Raw genomic sequence first — 21,666 nt, 5'->3', positions numbered from 1 at the left:
TTTGCACGATCTTTAGGCTATGCGATTTACTGAACGTAATTAATTTTTAACGAAATATAAACTTATTATAAGTGGTTATTAATCTCAACTCTACAAATCAAATCTATTCGGTACTATTTTCAGAAAAATATTGAAAAATATTAAATTTAACTACCCATGTAACCACACTTAAATCATTATTTAAGCCAAACTCACTTAACCTCATAAATATGACGATTTATTCTATTTTTAATGATGTTTACTTAAACAGTATTTTTTATTGATTAGATTGAATTACATAATTTTATTAAGCTTTACTTCGATACAAGACATTTAAAATATATCGTAACTCTTTCACATCTAATTGACCTGGCGCGGATGCATTTTTAGCTGCACCAAATGTCATTGAAGATCCAAAGGTTATTCCAGACACTCGACTGATTGCGCCAAGACCTGCCATCGACATAGTAATAATAGGTTTTTCAGCGTAGTTTTCGTTCATTTCGGTTGTTGCAGCAAGTAATGTTAAAACATCATCCGTTGTTTTTGGCATAACTGCAATTTTGGGAATGTCTGCACCTAAATCTTGCATTTTTCGTAACCGGTAGATGATATCGCTTTTAGAAGGTGTTTTGTCAAAATCGTGATTGGATGCTACTACAAAAACATTGTGCTTATGGGCAACATGAATCATCTCTTTTACATAATCATCACCAATAAACACTTCAACATCAATAAGATCGATTAAACCACTATGCACCATTTGTTTATTTAACTCGATATATGAGGTTAATGGCCAAGGTTTCACGCCACCTTCGTTTGCGGTTCTGAAAGTAAATAAGATCGGCTTATTAGGTAAAAGTTCTCGAATTTGTTTTGCTGTTTGTTTTACAGCATTGATATCGTCAACTTGAGTAAAGTGATCAACACGCCACTCTAAAACATCAAAATCGATTGATTGTAAAAACTTTATTTCGTCAAGTAGTTCTGCTTCGGTTTTACCGACAACAGGAACGATAATTTTAGGTGCGCCTGAACCTATTTCAAGTCCTTTAATATTAATGGTTTTCATTTTATATCCTGTTAGTAAAAAATCATATTAATTCAAACTAGTTAAATAAATTTTATCACCAATTATGGTGGTGGTATTTAAGTCTAAAAAACAAGTTTAATTATCTATTAATCATTAAATCCCATTTTTTCTTTTACATATTCAATCGGAGCTTCTTCGCCAGTCCAAATTTTAATTTGTGCAGCACCTTGCCATAGCATCATGCCAATACCATTGAGTATCTTACAACCTTGTTGCTCTGCTATTTCAAGTAATTTTGTTTTTCTAGGACTATAAATACAATCAGTTACCACAAGATCAGTTCTTAGCATCGTTGGATCGGTTATTAAACTTTGGCCTTCTAATGGTTTCATACCTACGCCAGTAGCATTACAAAGTACGACACTTTCGGCAATCTCTTTACGTAATTGCTCTTTATCATCAAGATCCGTCACATAAACTTTACATTGAGTATTTTGGTTTAATTTTTTTGCTACTGCTTCGATTTTTTGGTAACACTCGTCTTTTTGGTTAAATATGGCAATCTCTTTTACACCATCTAATGCCGCTTGTACAACAATCGCTGTTGCCGCACCACCCGCCCCCATAATTGTCATTTTTTTACCAATAACCTCAACGCCAGCCTCTTTGAGCATACGCATATAGCCTATACCATCGGTGTTGTAACCTGTTAGCACGCCATTGTCATTTGAAATTGTGTTACAAGCACCGCTCATTTCGACCGCTGGGGTTAATTTATCTAAATATTGGCAAACCAATTGCTTATTTGGCATCGAAACGGCACTTCCACGCAGCCCTAATGCCCGTAAGCCTTTTATTGCGCCGGGTAATTTTTCTTGATCTACTTCGAAAGCTAAATATACATAAGGTACATTCAATTTAGAATAGATTGTATTTTGCATTTGTGGCGATAAACTGTGGCGGATTGGGTAGGCCATTAATCCGATTAATAAAAAATGACCGTCGATATTATCTCTCATTGAAATTCTCCAGAATAACCTTATTGATACGCAACGTTTTATAAAATAGATATTTTTATACAAATTGTGTAAGTCATGCGCAAATATTTTCAATATACATTATAGCGCGTTTAATGAGTGATTTTGACAGGGATAGTTCATCATTACAACATTCAATTTAACTAGTTATTTAAATAATGGTTTTAATAATGACACAAGATCAATTTTTATAAACCCCATTAATAAATGATAATTACGTGCTTGGTAAAGTCATTCTTTTCTATCTTTTATTTTTTTATGTCATGGTAACGTTGCATATATCATTGATAATGATTTTTTTAGATTTTTAGGTGAGTTTGCGTCATGATGAAAATTAAGTAAATTGGTTATCATGCCTCAATTATGGTGGTATGCTTCTTTCAGTTGTTCATTACTGGTATTAATATTTGGCATATCTTTCTTCTTAATTAAAAATTTAATTCATATAAAATATAAATTCTATGTAATTTTTAAATTAGCCTAAGTATGATTTGTCATGATATTTGTATAAATATTTATTGTTTAAATTAAAGTGATATTGTTCACTTAGTAAGTTAAAAAAGGAATTTTCATAAAAATGGGGTCTATATCAAAAAATTAAAAATCAGTAGATTAAAAGTGATGTTGCACAAATATAAGACAATCTATTGATTTTATTTTTAATTAAAATATTTTTAGAAATGTTGCAAATTTGTTCAAAAGTCAACATGTTTTGCGTTAACGTTATTTACAATCTATGTATTACGCTATCAATTGCACTTTCCATATCTATAGCCTAAAATGTTAAACTTTGCTTCTTAACCCAGAATCTTCTTATGAATACAGTGCTTGATTTGTTCTCGTCCATAAATGCAGTTGTGGTCGCGGTAATTTGTATGTTAATTTTGTCTCTTTGCCGTGTTCATGTGGTAATCAGCTTAATTATTGGTGCATTTGTCGGTGGATTATTTAGCCATTTATCATTGAAAGAAACGATCGATGCCTTTAATACTGGTATTAGTAATGGTGCCAATATTGCGCTTTCTTATGCTATGCTCGGCGCTTTTGCTGTGGCGATTTCAAAATCAGGCTTACCTGAATTATTAGCAGATAAGGCGATAAAACAGCTTACAACCAGTAGTGCCAAAAAGCGTATTAAATGGTTATTAATTATCATTATTGCACTAGTTAGTATTTCGTCACAAAACATTATTCCTATACATATCGCTTTTATTCCTCTCTTAATTCCGCCACTTTTATATGTAATGTCGCGGTTGCAATTAGATAGAAGAATGATTGCTTGTATTATGACCTTTGGTCTTATTACACCTTATATGTTCTTACCAGTTGGTTTCGGTAATATCTTTTTAAATCAAATATTATTAAAAAATATTATTTCATCGGGTATGGATGTCAGTCATGTTAATGTCATGCATGCGATGGCGATTCCTGCATTGGGCATGTTTCTTGGCTTATTATGGGCTATTTTTGTCAGTTACCGCAAACCAAGAGAATATAAAATTATTCGTGAAGAAACCAATTTAGACGCACTAAACAATGTGAATAAGCGTTCACTTATTGTTTCGTTATTAGCGATTGTTTTATCGTTCACGATTCAACTTTACACAGGATCAATGATTTTAGGCGCATTAGTTGGTTTTATTTGCTTTATTGTATCAGGCTCTATTAAATGGGGTGAAGCAGACGGCGTATTTACCGATGGCATCAAAATGATGGCAATGATTGGTTTTGTGATGATTTCAGCCCAAGGCTTTGCCGAAGTTTTAAAACAGACTCACGAAATTGAACCTTTAGTTATCAATAGTGCTGAGTTGTTTGCGGGCAATAAAGTTATTGCTTCATTTATGATGATGCTCGTTGGACTGGTTATTACCTTAGGTATTGGCTCTTCGTTTTCAACTGTACCAATTATTGCCGCTATTTATGTACCGCTTTGTGTGCAACTTGGTTTTTCTCCTATTGCTACCGTTTGTTTGATCGGTGCATCTGGAGCGATTGGTGATGCGGGTTCTCCACCTTCCGATACCATTTTAGCAACATCAGCAGGTTTAAATAGCGATGGTCAGCATGATCATATCCGTGATAGTGTTATTCCAACATTCACCCACTTTAATATTCCATTATTTATTGCGGGTTGGGTTGGATCATTAATTTTATAATCATTTAGGTAGATGAGTTAAGGTCATTATTAGTTATGAATAAAAAGTTACACTCAAATATTCGAGCTATTTGTGCGCAAGCGATTTTTAATGTACTTGAAGATGGGCAATCGCTAAGTACGGCCTTAACGTTATCGAGCCATAAAATAGCGGAAAAAGATCGCGCATTAGTACAAGAGATCTGTTTTGGTGTGATGCGAGTTTTGCCTGAACTTAACTTTTATATTCATACTTTGATGAGTAAAGTACTTACTGGCAAAAATCGAGTTCTTCACTATTTATTGTTAGTGGGTATTTACCAAATTTTATATACCCGAATACCTGAGCATGCTGCAGTAGGTGAAACGGTTAATGCAGTAAATGATTTAAAAAAGTCAGCGCTCAAAGGGTTAGTAAATGGTGTATTGCGTGAATTTTTACGCCAACAGGCATCATTACAGCAAAAATTTATACAGGATAACAAACAACAGACAAGTCAAACCTTGCACCCAAGTTGGTTACTTAACCGTCTTAAGCAAGCTTATCCACAGCAATGGCAAAATATTATTAATGCAAATAATCAAAAACCACCAATGTGGTTACGGGTTAATCTTAATCACTATTCTGTCAGTGAGTACCAACAATTATTGGCTGAACAGCAAATTGAGTCAGAAGCTTTTGCTGATTTGCCTTGTGCAATCCGGTTATTGTCACCAGTGAATGTAACGAAATTACCTTATTTTGCTGAGGGAGCGGTTACTGTACAGGATCTATCAGCACAGTATGCTGCATATTTACTAGCACCAAAAAATGGTGAGCAAATTTTGGATATGTGTGCCGCTCCAGGTGGTAAAACAACTCATATTTTAGAAATTGCTCCGAAAGCGAATTTATTAGCGGTAGATGTTGATGCGAGTCGTGCCAAACGTATTGAAGAAAATCTGGCTCGCTTAAAACAAGTAGCAGAAGTTAAAGTAGGTGATGGGCTTACTCCTGAAAAATGGTGCTCAGGCAGACAGTTTGACCGAATTTTGCTTGATTCACCATGCTCGGCAACTGGCGTGATTCGTCGTCATCCTGATATTAAGTGGTTACGTCGTGATAGCGATATTGCGCAATTAACTGAGTTACAACACGCTATTTTAACTAATATTTGGTCATATCTAAAAACAGATGGCACTTTAGTTTATGCCACCTGTTCAATCCTACCCGATGAAAACAAATTACAAATTGAGCGTTTTTTAAAAGAAAACAACAATGCTCAACTCGTGGGTGACATGAAGCAATTTTTACCAACGGCACAAGGTGGTGATGGGTTTTTCTATGCTGTTTTAAAAAAGAGTAGTTAGTACATGTTAAAAATGTCATACTCTATTAAAAATGATTAACCTATTATCTATCGTTGCTCTACTTACTATAATTTTTAATCAATTGAGCTAATTGCTTACTGTGCTGTGATGCTTTTACTTTTATCGTTGCTTTTTCTCCTTCAATAACAGGTGATACACCATATAAAAGTATTGGAGGAAGATATTTCATTTGTGTGTAGAGTGCTGAAACTTTAACGGATTCAAGTAAATTATTTATTAATTCAGAGCTATATTTTTGGTAATTCTCCTCTACTTGTCCTACTGTTAAACTTTGTAATAACTTTTTATCTTTCAATTTATCTCCCTGCGAGCCATAAGCAAATTGGTAGGTTAATACCTCATCAAACCATAATTTAAGTATTGCTGGCATATTAAACCAATACATAGGGTATTGTAGAACGATAAGATCATGTCTAAGTAAAGCGGCTTGTTCTTCTTGTACATTTATTTTGTAATCTGGATAAAGCTGGTGAATATTACGAATTTCTAAATCAGTAATATGTTCTTGCAATGATTCTATGATGGTTTTGTTTGCAATAGATTGTTCAATATTGGGATGACCTAACACGATTAATGTCATGATAATTCCTTTTTAATTTATGCTATAAAAATTTGAGTTACTATAATTAGTTTATTCCTTAATGAGGTTATGGCAATATCTATCAAATTAGATAGTTATAAAAAAATAGTTAGGTAAGTTAAATGGAACAAGACAAACAAAGACTTTCAAAAATTTATAAAAATAAAACGTATTATTGTCCTATCAGTCTAGCGATGGATTTAGTTGGTGGAAAATGGAAAGGTGTAATACTTTACTATTTACTTTCTGGAGAAAAAAGATTTAGCGAACTAAAAATAGTGATCCCTGAAATTACCGATATGACGTTAAGTATTCAACTAAAAAAACTTGAAGATGATGGTTTAATTACTCGCACAGTTTTTGGCGATAAGCCCCCGTTAAAAGTATTATATAAATTAACGTCACTCGGTGAACGAATTGGTCCTGCATTAGAACAACTTTGTTTGTGGGGATTAACTGTATAGTGTTAAATGATTATATCAGTATATGTTTAAAGCTTTTTCGAAGATCGATGTTTGAATATAAAATTAATTTTTTGTGATAATTCTTATATAGTTAACATTAATTTAAGAATGACCAATATTATTATATTTAGGGAATTGATACTCTTCTGGAATGCTATCTAAATATTCACCTGAATAAGCATTTGGCATGGTAAAAATTAAACTTAATAACATAAACAGTACTATTTTATATCTCACTGTAACTCCTTATTTAAAAGAAACAGAATTAAAAATTTTTGCTCTATTTAGTTTTTCTAACCAACAATTTTATATTCTGTTTTCATTCTTGACCTATTTTATAGAGATTGAGTGTTGTTATCATACAATTTTGTTCATGATGATATTCCAAATGATTTAATAGTACTATTATTAGATAAATTATTACCTACTTTTCTCTTTATCAAGATATTTTATTAATCCCTCTTTCGTTGAAAATTCACAACGTTCATCGGTTTCAAAATCATCAATACAAATAATTTTTGATAGGAGTTCATTTTCACCTAAAAAAAACAACACCCTTAGTATACCATCTTCTTCTATAAATAAAGATAATTCAGTAAAGTTATAACTGTACGATTTGTTTGGTGTTATAGTATCTTTAAATAAAATATATATGTATTTGTCACCTGTTTTTTTATCAGCATATTCAAAAGCGCTTACTAGTTCCTGATTACCATATTGATATGTATAAAGTTCGTATGCTTTATTCAATTCTTTATTATTATTTGTTAAAAAATAAACCTCTAAATTACGCTTTCCATCTTCAAAAGTATTACTAAGAAACATCGCTGTTCCTTTATGGCCTTTATATTCAACATTAATTGGAGGATGGGCTATATTATTATATTTAGGAAATCGATATTCTTCTGGAATGCTACCTAATTCAAAATATTCACCTGAATAAGCATTTGGCATGGTAAAAATTAAACTTAATAACATAAACAGTACTATTTTATGTCTCATTGCTACTCCTTATTTGAAAGAAACAGAATTAAAAATTGTTTACTTCATCTACTTTTTTATATAACTTACAATTTACCCATAGATAACTGTTTGATGATAATGAATAATTTTTAGCAACAAAGTAGGATTTGCAAGAGAAACATTTATTTTAAATGTTTCTCTTGCCGTTTAAGATTTATTTTATTAATCAGAAATACAAGCATTAATAGCAGAACAGTGAAGCCATTTTTTAATTATCTTATTTTTTTTTGTTGTATAATTAATCTCATAAAAATTATTTTGTGATCGTACTAAATCAACGATATCTCCCTTGATCAAATACATATTTGTCATATTATTTTTATCGGGTTTATCAAATAGGTGGGATTTCATAATAATATTGTAAGAATTTTCGTAACCAACTACTTTTTTGCTCACAATACAATTCCCTTTTACTGTACCATTTTCCCATCCATAATAGGTAGGCCGTATTTTATGAAACCAATCATCATCATTCATTAACTCATTTAACTCTTGATTGATTTGATGGTAACAATAAATAGTGGTTACATCTGTATCCGATGACCACACTTGTGATTCGAAACTTACTTTATTTAGCGTAAATAAATTTCTATTTTTATTAAATCCTATATCATAATATATTTTATAATGACCTCGATCAGGGAAACGAGTAATTACCCTAATGATATTATTTTCATCATAGCGGGTTAATATTTTCTCGACACGATTTCCACCATCCTCATCAAAAAGATAGTTAATATTAATTTAAATTTCATTATTGTATTTACCTCGATTAAGGTATTTACTAATCCTTTTTTAGTTAAATAGTTGCCTAGCTTATTTATTTTAAATACTTTATACGAATAATTTTTAATTTCTACTATTCAAATAATTCCGTATAAGATTATTTTTATCGACGGGACAAAGTTTATTAACTGATTCAAGTTTAAAATATTTTTCATTACTCCACCGCTATGCAGTTCATTCATATCTTTCTTCTATTTTTTAGATATTTACTTAGTTAATAATGTGATCAATCACAATTTTAATTAAGTTCTTAATAAGTTAATTATCTTAAACAAGTTAAATATTTTGTTTAAGGCTCATCTCCAACCTCTACTACAGCTTTTTCACAATCCAGTCTTTCTTTTTTGGTACATTGTCTTAAATAATAATTATCACCATCAGGAATAGCTTCACAATACTTATCTATATAAGTATATTTTTTTCTTTATTATTAAAATAATATAATTTTTTTAATAAAACATTAGATGAATAAATAACTACATCACCACATGTTTTTGTACTGGTTGCTGTTTTATTTTCTGAATCAAACTGAATCGAATATCCTTCTAAATTCGCTTCAATATATTTATTTTGTGTACTTCCTAAATATAAATATTCTTTATTTGAAGAGTCAATAAATACTTCTTGAGCTAATAGTAATTTAGGAAAATCAATAAAATTAAAATTTTCATAAAGTTACTTTATTTTTTATGAGGATTACCATCTAAAACAAGGGAATATAGATAATTATCCTTTGTATATAATTTGTTAGATTCAGCCTTGTCACCAACAACGTTCATAATTAAATTGTTAATGATTATTCATAAATATTTTTTTCTCAAGTTGGATTAATCTCTAGAAATATTCACCTTTATCCGAAAATCAAATAGACAATTATCTATTTTTAGAGCGTATTTTTTTTGTCTTAATCTTAGAAGCCAGTTGACAAGCATCGGTTAAATCATTTTTGCAAGCTTGATTAAGCCACAATAATGCTTGTTGGTAATTTGATTGAGCCATTTGAATAATACCTAAGTTAAGTTGAGCAAACGCATTATTCTTTTGTGCTGCTTTTTCATACCAATAAACTCCTTTTTTGTAGCTATCTAAATCTGAACCCAAATCGAAAGTTGTTAAATATAAATTACCTAATTCAACTTGCGCAGGAATATAATCTTGTTGAGCCGATTTTTCTAAAAAATATAATGCTTTTGAACTGTCTGCTTCAACACCAAATCCAAATCGATAATTTATGCCTAATTTATATTGAGCTTTTGCATGATTTTGTTTTGCAGCTTTTTCTAACCAAAACAACAATTGTGGAAAGTTACTGCGCTCTGAATAAATAACCGATAAAGCAAATTCAGCTTCAGCATATCCTTGTTCTGCTGATTGCTGATACCAATAAAAAATTTTATCATTATATTTTCCATCAACATTTTTCGATAACAACAAATTTGCTAAATGATACTGAGCAACCTTATCTCCATTTTCTGCTTTAATGATTAAATTATTTTCGTTATCGATATCAGCCTTTGCAAGATTTATTACCAACAAAATGCAAGTTAATCCGACTGCTGTAATAAATTTTTTATTGAGGTATTTCATTAAGTTCTTCTTCCTCTGTTTCATATAAATCATCATAATTATATATTTTTTTAGTTAATACCTTACCATTTTTATCATAAGTTGTAATAATCTTATAATCTTTGCCAAACTCATCAGGATGATAATAATTCGTGCGAACAGGCATACCTAATAAATCATATTCATACCAATTACCTACAGAAATACCTGTCGCATTATAATGCCCTTGGCAACCCTGTTCTTTAGTTTGACCATTTGGATAATAAATAATGCGTAAAGAGTAACAAAAAGGACCACTATGATTAGCGGCTGACCGTGCTGCACGAATATCAATGTGTTCCTTTTGATTATTGGCAAAAACATTATTAACCAAAAATAGTGGAATGAGCGATAAAAAAATTATTCTTTTCATTATATAACCTTTAATGATATTTTTTTAAATTCTTTAGTAATCCTTTATATAGCTGATGAGCAATTAAATCAATATTTGAAAATAAGGCTTTTGCATCTTTGGGTGATGAAATAAATCCTAATTCAATGAGAACTCTCCGTTTGGTTTTATTTGAATTTCTTAATACTTGAAGACCTCTTACATCTTTCTTAGGGGAAGATGGCTCAACAGGAACCACAGTATAATAACTAAATATATCTTCTGCTAATTCTTTACTAAGTGCAACAACTTCGCTGTTTGTTATATTAGGATATATTACGTGAGATCCTGAAATAGAATAATTTGGAACGTCATCAGCATGTATGGAAATAAAATAATCGGCATTATTTTTATTAGCTAGATCAATTCTAGCTTGTCTAGTCTCTTGATCATCTTTTCCTTCAATTCTCCTCTCTGTTCGGGTGAGAATAACATTATAACCGTTTGCTTCGAGTAATTGTTTGAGTTTTATTGATACATCAAACACTAAGCCTCTTTCATTTCTTTTCAAATCCTCTGAAGAATTCACAATTAAATTTGTGTTATCAATAACTTTTTGTGGTAAATTTGTGATATCTGCTTTTGCTGTTTTATTTTCATCTATTTTATATTCATAAATTTTAGCTGATGCACCTGTACTTCCCTGTGTATATCCATGACCAGGATCAATTACAATTGTTAAATTATTCTTTGTAAATTTAAACATTTCCATTATTATCGGATTAATAAACCATGCTTTCCCCTTAGAGCAAAATTCAGCTGGAGGTTTTACTTTGGCTGAACTCGATGATTTATTTGCTGAATTGCTATTTGTAGCATTTGTATTATTTTGTTTCGCTAAACCTTTTACGACATCATCCCACCATAACATTTTTTTTATCTTTTCTTTTTCATTATCCCAACGTGCTACTTGTAGTTTTAATTCTGTATAAAATGAGTCTTCAATTGTTTTATTATTATTGATTCCCTTTTTTTCCAATTCTTGACGTTTTAATAGTAATCCTCTTTTTACTGATTCTTGTTCGTTTTCGGGTAATGTACTTATATAAGCATCACATTTTGTAACATCACCATCTTCTAAATAACCCAAGACTTTTTTTGCTTTCTCGTTAAATTCACTGTCTAAGGCATCCCATTTGGGCATTTTTCCTTGCGCATCAATTTCACTATACCATTCACTTTCGCTCTTAATCAGTAAACGTGAAAGTGCCGATGATAATTGTGGTTTATCTTTGATTCCGTTGAAACTTTTTGCATCTATCTTGGCATATTTTTTTTGGTCTAAATGATATTGCCTATCTAAAATTGTTAATGTCTCTTTTAACGTCGGTTTATAAGCTTCAAGAGATGCATTGTCTCGAGATAAAGACTTTTTCACATCTAAATAAAACTCTTTTGTAGTCGCCTTTTCTTCGATCAGCTTAAAATCAAACCAATCCCAACAACTCACTTTTTTTACATTTTCTTTATTTATAACTAACCAGCCACGGATAGGAGCATTATTTTTATCAAGAGCATGCTCAATATAAACCCATAATGTTCCATCTTTATCAACAGCCCGATGACTCAACTTTTTAAATACTCCATTATTAATATCAAGTAATAATGGAGTATCAATAATCGAACTATTATTCGCTAATTCGCTTGCCTGTAATGGATATTCACTCCAGGCTTTATTATCAGTCGCTAAAGTGATATTACCCTTTGAGTTTATGTTTTTTGATATCTCTTCACTATTTTCTATCCATACCGTTTTTTTCTTAGTTTTGGATTCTGTGATTTCGATTTGTAACCATTTGACATTGATATCTTTACTGATTACTTTAATCTCAGTATGTTGCCCCACGTCTGTGTCTGCATCTTTCGGTGATTTAAGTAGTTTTGCTTGTTTCGAAATACCTAATAAGGTCTTCTCTTCCTCAGGAAGTTTACTGGCTTCTGCTTGAGTTAGTGCAATAAAATTAGGCAGGTCATCACAAGTAAAACATTCAACATGCAAGTTGGTTTCGCATTTAATTTCAGTACTGTTCTGGGAAAGTGATATCTTAGGGGTATGGTCATGCCCAATATGCCCAATCAAATCACCTGCTTTTATTGGAAATGGTGTATCTAATACAACCACTTCATTGTATTTTTTACCTCGGGAAATTCTTTCAAGGCAATCAAACCAAATTTTTGTGTTTCCCTTTGGTAAAGGAATGGTGGGTTTACCATCCCGAATCACTTCAGTTAACTCAACAAAATGTTTTGCTTTTTTATTTCCCGATATTTTAACTTGGGTTCCTCCAGGTAGCATTGATAAGATTTTTTTATCTTTTCGAACTCTTAATCCTTTAGATTTCACCCAATTAGTATTAAATTCTTTTGTTAGTATGCTAATTTTTTCAGACTGATCAGAAAGAAGTTTTTCGTGCGCTTTTAATTCTAAAATTTCAAATTCTAGCGAAGTCACCTCTTTACCAATAAAAATCCAACCTAAAATGTCTATTTGACTTTCACCTTGAGTGTGTTTGATTGATTTTAACTCGGGAATAGAGGAATAACCTTCCGCTAAACTTGTAACAGCATACCAGTTATGATTTTCGTCATGTAAATCAAGATTTAAATTTACTTTGGTACCGACTTGTAATACCGCTAATATACTGTCATTTTTTGAATTGTCCGCTTTATCGCGAATACATAACCCTTCGACCTTATTCAACTCCTTATGGTTAGGTAATACACGATAAATATCTTGTTCCCAAAATGCAGGTGTTGGCATTTTAGAATTTTTATCATAAAAAGCAGTATCGGCCAGATGCATATAAAGGCTATAAAAATAGAGTTGATGCGGCGGCAGCTTTTCTTTTTCAGCTTCGGCTGGTTTGTTTTCTGATTCAGTATCAGCTTTATCTGCCGTTGAATTAGTAGAAGTTGCAGTATCATTTGCCTTAGAAGCAGAAGATGCGGGAGAATTATCTTCAGCAGGTTTTTCTGTTGTTGAACTATTTTCGGTATTAGGCTCTGTTGGTTGTTTTTTTTCTTCAACTCGCTCCATTTCGAGTAGATGACGTACCAAAACAAAACCTGTTGAATAGTAAGCAACTGTATCTCCGTAGCTAATAGTTTGATAGTTACCATTAATTCGATAAGCAACTACTTCACCATCGGCAATACAATGAACCTTTCGTTCGTTTTCATCACCTAATTCTTTAAGTACCGTTTTATCAAAGTGAATACCCATATGCATAAGATTAGTGACGCTAACTGGATAAAATCCTGTTGAAGTTGACATTAATGCTGCATGATAGTCATCAGCAGTGAGAGGTTCTTTTTTACTATTAATGATAACTGGAAATGTCCATTTTTTTACTGGTGATAATGTCATTGTTCATTCCTTAAACTATGAAGTTATTATAATAATTATTTATTAAACGTAATATGGTAACACTAAAGACATCTTTAAATTTAGGATTATTTTTCTCCTCCGATGCCTTACACGCCATTAAGCTAAACATGAACATCACAAATATAGTCCATAAGTTATAACGCTATGAAATTAACTCGTGATAAAAAATAATATAAAGTCGTTTGTAAAAATACATTATTCCGCATAATTTGCAATCTTTTTTAAAAAAAATTTTAATTTAAATTAGATAGATAACTTATTAATGACTGTAATAAATTAACACAATACCAGTTAAAAATTGATTTCCAAGCGGCCGCAAAAAAGGTTGAATAGAATTTATTCGTTACGGATTTGTATAAATTGATATTCAATCATTATCTTTAAAAATTAATTTTTTACTGAAACGTATGCATAACCTGAAACTTTTTGACAAAAATAGTCATCTATTCATGATAAAAATAGGGATATCTAAAAAATTATTGAAAGGAGTTGTTTAAAATTTAGATGTGATTGGATAGTCAGGTTTAGATTGACTTAAAATATAATTATAATAGATTTTTTGTAAAAAATATTCAGGAGTCTATACCGTTTCAAATTTTGTGTGTATTGATATTTGTATTTAAACGTTGAATGAAAAATAAGCTAAATCCCAATTTGGACAATCTTTTATAGATATGTTAAATTTTGGCTTCGTTTTACGTTATAATGATTTTCTGATATGGCTTATACACTCACCTATAATGATTTACCTGAGAATATTCAAGATTGGCAAGGATTACCACTTTCTTTAAATGGCTGTGAGGTTGTTCCACTTGATTACAATGCAGGTAAAACCGGTTGGATTATTTATGGAAAGAAATTAAATAAAACAATATTATCAACATTTCAAAATAAACTGGCTATGCCAATGGTGATTGTGTCATCTTGGAAAATTAAAACCTATCAAATTGTTCGAATCGCTGGGGTGATGCCTAAAAAAGCTAAATCTATTTCACTTACTTTAGGTATTGATGTTGCACCCATTGATAATTTACCAACGTTGCATTCTCCTGGTTTACTTGTCATGGATATGGATTCAACTGCAATCGGTATTGAATGCATTGATGAATTAGCCAAACTGCATGGGGTTGGGGAGCAAGTTGCTGCCGTTACTGAACAAGCTATGCGCGGAGAGCTAGATTTTTCAACGAGTTTACGTAAAAGAGTTGCAACATTAAAAGGTGCTCATCAAAACATCTTACAAGAAGTGAAAGATAAACTACCACTTACGCCAGGTCTAACTTATTTAGTTCGTGAGTTATACAAAAAAAATTGGCATGTTGCCATTGCCTCTGGGGGCTTTACCTATTTTGCAGATCATCTCAAACAAAAATTAAAATTAGTTGATGTTTATGCAAATCAATTAGAAATTAAAAATGAAAAATTAACCGGCAAAGTAATTGGTGATATTGTTGATGCTAAATACAAAGCAAGAACATTGCAGCAATTAGCTGCCTCGCTTGATATTCCAATCGAGCAAACCGTAGCAATTGGCGATGGGGCAAATGATTTAATGATGATCCGCATTGCAGGTCTTGGGGTGGCTTATCATGGTAAACCCAAAGTTGTTGAAAAGGCGAGAATTAGTATTAATTATGCAGATTTAACTGGTTTATGGTGTATTTTATCCACCAGTTTATTAAGTGAAGGTTAGGAGAATAATTTGGCAAAATCCGTTAAACGTGCTTATGTGTGTAATGATTGTGGTGCAGATTATCCGCGTTGGCAGGGGCAATGTAGTGCGTGTCACGCTTGGAACACGATTACTGAAGTTAGGTTAGCAAGTACTTCATCACGTAATGACAGATTAACAGGTTATGCGGGTGGGGCAGGTCAAGCTAAAATTCAAAAGCTATCAGAAATAAGTTTAGAAGCCTTACCAAGATTTTCAACTGGATTTTCTGAATTCGATCGCGTATTAGGTGGCGGAGTTGTACCGGGTAGTGCCATATTAATTGGTGGTAACCCTGGTGCTGGTAAAAGTACTTTATTGCTACAAACCATGAGTAAACTATCAGCCCAAATGAACACTTTGTATGTAACAGGTGAAGAATCACTGCAACAAGTTGCTATGCGTGCACATCGTTTAGGTTTACCAACCGATAATATTAATATGTTATCTGAAACCAGTATTGAACAAATTTGTCTGCTGGCTGAACAGTCACAACCTAAACTTATGGTCATCGACTCTATTCAAGTGATGCACCTTGCTGATATTCAATCTTCACCAGGTAGTGTTGCGCAAGTGCGAGAAACGGCAGCCTATTTAACACGCTTTGCCAAAACGAAAGGGATTGCCATTATTATGGTTGGACATGTGACTAAAGATGGCTCACTAGCAGGTCCTAAAGTCCTTGAACACTGTATTGACTGTTCTATTTTATTAGATGGCGATGCCGATTCTCGTTTTAGAACACTACGCAGCCATAAAAACCGTTTTGGTGCAGTAAATGAACTGGGTGTATTTGCCATGACAGAACAAGGTTTAAAAGAGGTCAGTAATCCATCGGCGATATTCTTAAGTCGCGGTGATGAGATGTTGCCTGGCAGTTCTGTTATGGTACTTTGGGAAGGCACGCGCCCACTGTTGGTTGAGATTCAAGCGTTAGTTGATCACTCTATATATGGTAATCCTAGACGTGTTACCGTTGGACTTGACCAAAATAGATTAGCGTTATTATTGGCTGTCTTGCACCGTCATGGTGGGTTACAAATGGCCGATCAAGATATCTTTGTTAATGTTGTCGGTGGTGTAAAAGTTACCGAAACTAGTGCTGATTTAGCCTTGATTGCTGCATTAGTATCAAGTTTTCGTAATCGTCCTTTACCGCAAGATGTCGTAATTTTTGGTGAAATTGGCTTAGGTGGTGAAATTCGCCCAGTACCAAGTGGGCAAGAGAGAATTTCTGAGGCCGCTAAACATGGCTTTAAAAAAGCGATTGTGCCGATTGCCAATATGCCGAAAAAGAAACCTGACAATATGCAGATTTTTGCAGTGAAGAAAGTGTCAGAAGCTTTAGATATTTTGAGTGACTTTTAAAGTTACGTTTAATAAAGATTTTTCCGCCGATTCTATTTTCGGCGGAATATTATAAAAGATGTGTTTTGACTTTCTGTTAATAACAAATCTCATAACATGGTTGGTAAGCGGTTCCTCCCGGCAGTTTCATACGATCTTGTTTTACAAAGCTTCTTAATAAATTATCGAGTTGTTTCATAATTTCAGGATCACCTTGTAATTTATATCGACCATGTTCGGCTATTTGTTTCATCCCGAATTCTTTTACATTGCCAGCAACAATGCCCGAAAACGCTCGGCGTAAATCGGCCGCGAGTAATTCGACAGGTTGATTTCTATGCAGATTTAATGCAGCCATGTTTTCATGCAGTGGTTCAAAAGGACGTTGTAGGGATTCATCAATTTTCAATAGCCAGTTAAAACCATAGGCATCACCCGTTTTTAAGCGCGAAGATTTTACGTGTTTTACACCATCTTTCATTATACGAGCAACTTGTTCAGGTGAGTCGATCACTATTTGATAAAGCTTGGTTGCTTCTTCACCTAATGTATTACGTATAAAATCATCAATGGCAGCAAAATAGCTTTCACACTCTTTAGGACCAGTTAAAATCAGTGGAAGAGTTTGGTTTTTATTGGCTGGGTTCAACATGATACCAAGAATATAAAGTAACTCTTCAGCCGTTCCCGGCCCACCTGGAAATATAATAATACCGTGCGCCATTCGTACAAAAGCTTCAAGACGTTTTTCAATATCCGGCATAATAATCAGTTCATTGACTAAAGCATTTGGTGGCTCAGCGGCGATAATAGAAGGTTCGGTCATACCAATAAATCGACTATCTTTATAACGCTGTTGTGCATGACCAACAGCCGCACCTTTCATTGGTGCTTCCATAATACCTGGACCACACCCCGTACAAATATTGAGTTCACGTAACCCAAGTTGCATACCAACTTGACGAGCATAATAATATTCGTTTTCATTAATTGAATGTCCACCCCAACAAACAATGAGATTCGGTTCTTCACCAACATGGAGTGCATTAGCATTACGTAAAATAGAAAAAACAAGATTGGTGATGTAATAGGAATGTTCTTTTTCAAGTTTGTCATTAGGAACCAAATGTTTTATTGCCATTATTTGACTATTTAAAAAAAGAATATCACGTAAAACCGCAAATAGATTAGCTTGAATTGAGCGAATGATTCGTTTATCTACAAATGCACTTTCGGGGGCATTAATAAGCTCTAACTTAACCCCACGTTCTTTACTAATAACATTAATTTCAAAAGATTGGAATCTATCTAACAGATCTTTAGTATTATCGGTTTTACTGCCTGCATTGAGTGTTGCTAAAGAACAGTTTCTAAACAATTGATAAAGATCACTATTGGCTGATTTTTTTAAAATATCGACTTCAGCTTGAGCAAGTAAGTCCATTGATCCTAATGGGCTAATATGGGTAATCATTACAACCTCCATTTGACGGTTTTATCGGCAAAAAATCGTTATATATTCAAACAGAATAAAGAATAAGTAAAGCTGATAATAGCTTAATTTATAAATAACTTAATTAATACCAAATGAAAAAATACAATTGTTCTTCTTTTATCCAATTTTTTCAATATGATATTTAACAATGACTTAAAGGTAAACGCAGTATAAAATTATTTCAATTTTAGTTATTAAGTAATGATGTTATCAATGAAAACTGATTTTTGATTATTTAAGTGGATGGTCAGTCAGCTAATAAAGGATTTTTATTATTCTTCATTTAAACAATTGGAATCAGGATCGCCAGTAGCTGATAAGATTTTTGCAACTTTAGGCTATGTTAATCCTAAAAATTTTGCAATCAAAAAAGAATATGATTTTTTTATTGATAAATTGAATTTTTTATATAAACAATATAAAGCTAGCTATAGTGGTTCATTAACAGATGAAGAAGAATTGTATGAAGAGTTTACCGATTATTATAGAAATCAACAATCGGATAATGATACTGAGGATGATATTTTACTAAAACGATTTTTAAGTGACGAGCCACCAGGAAAAATGTGGGTTTATATTTATCGAACAGCAACGGTTATTCCTAGCTACATAACGGTTATTCATACCGAGGATAATAATGACAAAGTCGAATCTTAGGTAAAAAACAAATTGATTTTTATTATTATGATATTAAATAATTGCTCATAGTCAATAAATTAAGACTGTGCTAGACTTAACCAAACTCTGAAGCTATTTTACCTAAGTGATAATGTTACTCATATGGTCAATTAGCCGCGGTATAGCACAGAAATGGCTATGCTTCCCGACTTGGATAAGGTGTTTAAAGTATATATATGCAATTAGTTGATAATTATCAACGGCGATTTCAATATTTGCGTTTATCGATTACTGAGCTGTGTAATTTTCAGTGTCAGTATTGTTTACCAAATGGTTATCGACCTAATAAAAACCATACGTTTCTTTCGCTTAATGAAATTGATAATGTAGTATCTACGTTCACTGAACTTGGTGTGCATAAAATTCGTTTAACTGGTGGAGAACCCACATTACGACGCGATTTTGTTGATATTTTGTCAATGATTTCCTCTTATTCTCGTGTTAAAGAGCTGGCAATTACCACCAACGGATCGCGTTTATTAAAAAATATTGCACATTGGCAACAAGCTGGACTGAATGCGATTAACATCAGTATTGATAGTCTATCTCCACATTTATTCAAATTAATTACCGGCCAAGATAAACTCAAAGAGCTAATGCAATGTATTGAAAAATCATTGGAAGTTGGTATAAAAAAGGTCAAAATTAATACCGTTTTGATGAAAAATATGAATGATAATCTCGATGATTATTTGTTATGGATTAAACATCGACCAGTAGAGTTGCGCTTTATTGAGTTGATGGAAACAGGTGATAGTAATGATGTGTTTAAACGATATCATACCGCAGGTAGCATAATTGAATCACAGCTCATTGCTCAAGGTTGGCAGTTACAGCCCAAAATGCCATTGTCAGGACCTGCCAAAGTATATGTACATAACGATTACCAAGGTAAAATTGGGTTAATTATGCCGTATTCTAAAGATTTTTGTAAAAGTTGTAATCGATTGCGAGTTTCATCGGTTGGTAAATTACACTATTGCCTGTTTGGTGATGCCGCCGTTGATTTACGTGATTTGTTGGTAAGCCCTGAGCAAAAAACACAATTAAAAACCAGAATTTTTGCTTCATTAATGATCAAACCAGAAAAGCATTTGCTACATGATCATCAGGTTGGCATCACGCCAAATTTATCCTATATCGGTGGCTAATTGGGTATTTTGTTTAGGGACATTTGTGATCTGCCAATGTTGTATTGCCCAACCTAAAAGTTGTTGTTGGGTTGCATCTTGCCAATCTTTTGGCACTTTTTGCCCTAAAAATTGCAAAGCTTGAACTGTTAAGGCTTTAAGGTTGTTTAAATCGATAGGGCGGGCATGATTTTGTTTTGAAAGCTTATTACCATTCTTATCTAAAGCTAATGGTAAATGGCAATACGTCGGTACACTAAAATCAAATAGCTGATAAAGTGAAATTTGTTTGGTTGTGACGGGTAAAAGATCCGCGCCCCGCACTATTTCTGTAATGCCTTGCTCATGATCATCAAGTACTACCACTAGATTATAAGCAAATAAACCATCTTTGCGATGAATAATAAAATCTTCTAAGGCATCTGCTAGTTGGGCAGTTTGTTCGCCTCGGATTTTGTCAGTAAAAGTTAAAACTGGATGATTTTGTTTTATACGAATAGACAATTGATCTTTATCTTTAACTGACAATAGTCGATTACGGCAAAAACCGTCATAAATTCTATTTGCTAAATTGTGAATTCGTTGCCTTGTGCAATTACAATAATATGCTTGTTGTTTATTGAGTAGCGATTGCAGGACAGCTTGATAACGCTCACTACAGTTTGATTGATATAAAATCTCATCATCCCAATATAAATGAAGAGCTTCAAGCGTTTTTAGAATGAGAGATGATGCCCCTTTAACTTCTCTAGGTGGGTCGATATCTTCAATGCGAACAAGCCACTTACCAAAACAGGATTTGGCCTGTAAGTAGCTACCTAAAGCCGTCACCAACGAACCAAAATGTAATGGTCCCGAAGGTGAGGGGGCAAAACGACCAATATATTGCATGGGCGTATTAAGTAAACAAGTAGATTAAATGGAATTATATACCCATTTGTTTTTCACGAAGTTCAGCTAATGTTTTACAATCGATGCATAAATCAGCCGTTGGTCGTGCTTCTAAACGGCGAATACCAATTTCAACGCCACAAGATTCACAAAAACCAAAATCATCTATTTCGATTTTCTTCAATGTTTTTTCAATTTTCTTAATGAGTCGACGTTCTCTATCGCGAGCACGTAACTCAAGACTGAACTCCTCTTCTTGAGTTGCTCGGTCAGCTGGATCTGGAAAATTTGCAGCCTCATCTTGCATGTGAGAAACAGTTTTACCCATTTCACCTTGTAATTGTGAAAGCCATGCTTCTAAGATAAGTTTAAAATGTTTCAATTGGTTAGGATTCATATACTCCTCACCTTTTGCCTCTTTATAAGGCTCAAGTCCTGCAATTGAAAGCAGGCTAAGCGAAGAGGTATTTACTTTTTGTTCCTTTTTCAAAACAATCCCCTTATGTACAGATTATTTGCAGGCGGTAAACTATAGCAATAATTTAGCCTTTGGCAAATTTTTTTTAATTATTTTTTGCGTTAAATAGGGGTAAAATAAAACAACTCCATGTTATTAAACA

At 32.8% G+C, this 21,666-nt stretch carries 19 protein-coding genes and 1 riboswitch; of the genes, 7 read left to right on the top strand and 12 right to left on the bottom strand.

The features are described from left to right. Positions 1 to 286: 286 nt before the first annotated feature. Entirely contained in the window at positions 287 to 1,051 is a 765-nt protein-coding gene (gene aroD, locus H3S73_RS12990; protein ID WP_198236811.1) for a type I 3-dehydroquinate dehydratase, read from the bottom strand. A 107-nt stretch (positions 1,052 to 1,158) separates the two neighbouring features. Further along, complete coding sequence (locus tag H3S73_RS12985) at positions 1,159 to 2,031, bottom strand: shikimate dehydrogenase (RefSeq protein WP_198236812.1); 873 nt, start codon at positions 2,029 to 2,031, stop codon at positions 1,159 to 1,161. An 833-nt stretch (positions 2,032 to 2,864) separates the two neighbouring features. Between H3S73_RS12985 and H3S73_RS12980 the strand changes: the two genes are divergently transcribed. After that, positions 2,865 to 4,208: a Na+/H+ antiporter family protein gene (locus tag H3S73_RS12980; RefSeq protein WP_198236813.1), complete on the top strand. Its 1,344-nt coding sequence runs from the start codon at positions 2,865 to 2,867 to the stop codon at positions 4,206 to 4,208. A gap of 35 nt (positions 4,209 to 4,243) precedes the next feature. Further along, a complete protein-coding gene (gene rsmB / locus H3S73_RS12975) occupies positions 4,244 to 5,536 on the top strand; it encodes a 16S rRNA (cytosine(967)-C(5))-methyltransferase RsmB (RefSeq protein WP_198236814.1) in 1,293 nt (430 codons plus the stop codon). 58 nt (positions 5,537 to 5,594) lie between these two features. Here the strand turns inward: rsmB and H3S73_RS12970 are convergent, their stop codons facing one another. Next, a complete protein-coding gene (locus tag H3S73_RS12970; RefSeq protein WP_198236815.1) occupies positions 5,595 to 6,137 on the bottom strand; it encodes an NAD(P)H-dependent oxidoreductase in 543 nt (180 codons plus the stop codon). A gap of 122 nt (positions 6,138 to 6,259) precedes the next feature. On the opposite strand from H3S73_RS12970, the gene H3S73_RS12965 reads away from it, so the two are divergent. Further along, positions 6,260 to 6,601 (top strand): helix-turn-helix domain-containing protein, encoded by a 342-nt coding sequence (locus H3S73_RS12965; protein WP_065737926.1) that lies wholly within the window; start codon positions 6,260 to 6,262, stop codon positions 6,599 to 6,601. Positions 6,602 to 6,703: 102 nt separating this feature from the next. On the opposite strand, the gene H3S73_RS13885 is transcribed toward H3S73_RS12965, so the two are convergent. The 6 genes from H3S73_RS13885 to H3S73_RS12940 all read right to left on the bottom strand — a co-directional run bounded on the left by H3S73_RS13885 (position 6,704) and on the right by H3S73_RS12940 (position 13,773). Beyond that, positions 6,704 to 6,838 carry a hypothetical protein gene (locus tag H3S73_RS13885; protein WP_255519618.1) on the bottom strand — a complete coding sequence of 45 codons (135 nt, stop codon included), beginning with the start codon at positions 6,836 to 6,838 and terminating at the stop codon, positions 6,704 to 6,706. 183 nt (positions 6,839 to 7,021) lie between these two features. Then, positions 7,022 to 7,603, bottom strand: coding sequence for a hypothetical protein (locus tag H3S73_RS12960; RefSeq protein WP_198236817.1), 582 nt, complete (start codon positions 7,601 to 7,603; stop codon positions 7,022 to 7,024). Positions 7,604 to 7,786: 183 nt separating this feature from the next. Next, positions 7,787 to 8,101: a hypothetical protein gene (locus H3S73_RS12955; protein WP_198236818.1), complete on the bottom strand. Its 315-nt coding sequence runs from the start codon at positions 8,099 to 8,101 to the stop codon at positions 7,787 to 7,789. 1,182 nt (positions 8,102 to 9,283) lie between these two features. Continuing rightward, positions 9,284 to 9,997 (bottom strand): tetratricopeptide repeat protein, encoded by a 714-nt coding sequence (locus H3S73_RS12950; RefSeq protein WP_198236819.1) that lies wholly within the window; start codon positions 9,995 to 9,997, stop codon positions 9,284 to 9,286. Then, positions 9,981 to 10,388, bottom strand: a complete 408-nt coding sequence (locus tag H3S73_RS12945; RefSeq protein ID WP_198236820.1) for a hypothetical protein — start codon at positions 10,386 to 10,388, stop codon at positions 9,981 to 9,983. Before H3S73_RS12945 ends, H3S73_RS12950 begins: the two co-directional genes overlap by 17 nt. A gap of 10 nt (positions 10,389 to 10,398) precedes the next feature. Next, the gene (locus H3S73_RS12940; RefSeq protein ID WP_198236821.1) at positions 10,399 to 13,773 is read right to left on the bottom strand and encodes an N-acetylmuramoyl-L-alanine amidase; all 3,375 of its coding nucleotides are present in this window, start codon (positions 13,771 to 13,773) and stop codon (positions 10,399 to 10,401) included. A 739-nt stretch (positions 13,774 to 14,512) separates the two neighbouring features. Between H3S73_RS12940 and serB the strand changes: the two genes are divergently transcribed. Then, positions 14,513 to 15,487, top strand: coding sequence for a phosphoserine phosphatase (serB, locus tag H3S73_RS12935; protein WP_198236822.1), 975 nt, complete (start codon positions 14,513 to 14,515; stop codon positions 15,485 to 15,487). Between the two features lie 9 nt (positions 15,488 to 15,496). Then, positions 15,497 to 16,873 (top strand): DNA repair protein RadA, encoded by a 1,377-nt coding sequence (radA, locus tag H3S73_RS12930; protein ID WP_025316575.1) that lies wholly within the window; start codon positions 15,497 to 15,499, stop codon positions 16,871 to 16,873. Positions 16,874 to 16,949: 76 nt separating this feature from the next. Here the strand turns inward: radA and ppnN are convergent, their stop codons facing one another. Next, positions 16,950 to 18,326 (bottom strand): nucleotide 5'-monophosphate nucleosidase PpnN, encoded by a 1,377-nt coding sequence (gene ppnN, locus H3S73_RS12925; RefSeq protein ID WP_065737918.1) that lies wholly within the window; start codon positions 18,324 to 18,326, stop codon positions 16,950 to 16,952. A 264-nt stretch (positions 18,327 to 18,590) separates the two neighbouring features. Here ppnN and H3S73_RS12920 point away from each other — a divergent pair, with 264 nt between their 5' ends. Beyond that, complete coding sequence (locus H3S73_RS12920) at positions 18,591 to 19,004, top strand: hypothetical protein (RefSeq protein WP_198236823.1); 414 nt, start codon at positions 18,591 to 18,593, stop codon at positions 19,002 to 19,004. 73 nt (positions 19,005 to 19,077) lie between these two features. After that, positions 19,078 to 19,203, top strand: a riboswitch (molybdenum cofactor riboswitch). Further along, positions 19,202 to 20,176 carry a GTP 3',8-cyclase MoaA gene (moaA, locus tag H3S73_RS12915; RefSeq protein WP_232353002.1) on the top strand — a complete coding sequence of 325 codons (975 nt, stop codon included), beginning with the start codon at positions 19,202 to 19,204 and terminating at the stop codon, positions 20,174 to 20,176. It overlaps the preceding riboswitch by 2 nt. Here moaA and gluQRS read toward each other — a convergent pair. Both gluQRS and dksA read right to left on the bottom strand, forming a co-directional pair. Further along, entirely contained in the window at positions 20,156 to 21,046 is an 891-nt protein-coding gene (gluQRS, locus tag H3S73_RS12910) for a tRNA glutamyl-Q(34) synthetase GluQRS (protein ID WP_198236824.1), read from the bottom strand. The two genes, moaA and gluQRS, sit on opposite strands and share 21 nt — an antisense overlap. Positions 21,047 to 21,080: 34 nt before the next feature. Beyond that, positions 21,081 to 21,536, bottom strand: a complete 456-nt coding sequence (gene dksA / locus H3S73_RS12905) for an RNA polymerase-binding protein DksA (protein WP_065604032.1) — start codon at positions 21,534 to 21,536, stop codon at positions 21,081 to 21,083. Positions 21,537 to 21,666 lie beyond the last annotated feature (130 nt).

The organism is Gilliamella sp. B14384G12 (assembly GCF_016101825.1).
GTDB lineage: Bacteria > Pseudomonadota > Gammaproteobacteria > Enterobacterales > Orbaceae > Gilliamella > Gilliamella apicola_N.
Note: the sequence above shows the minus strand (reverse complement) of the source record. Positions and strands in the feature narration are given on the sequence as shown.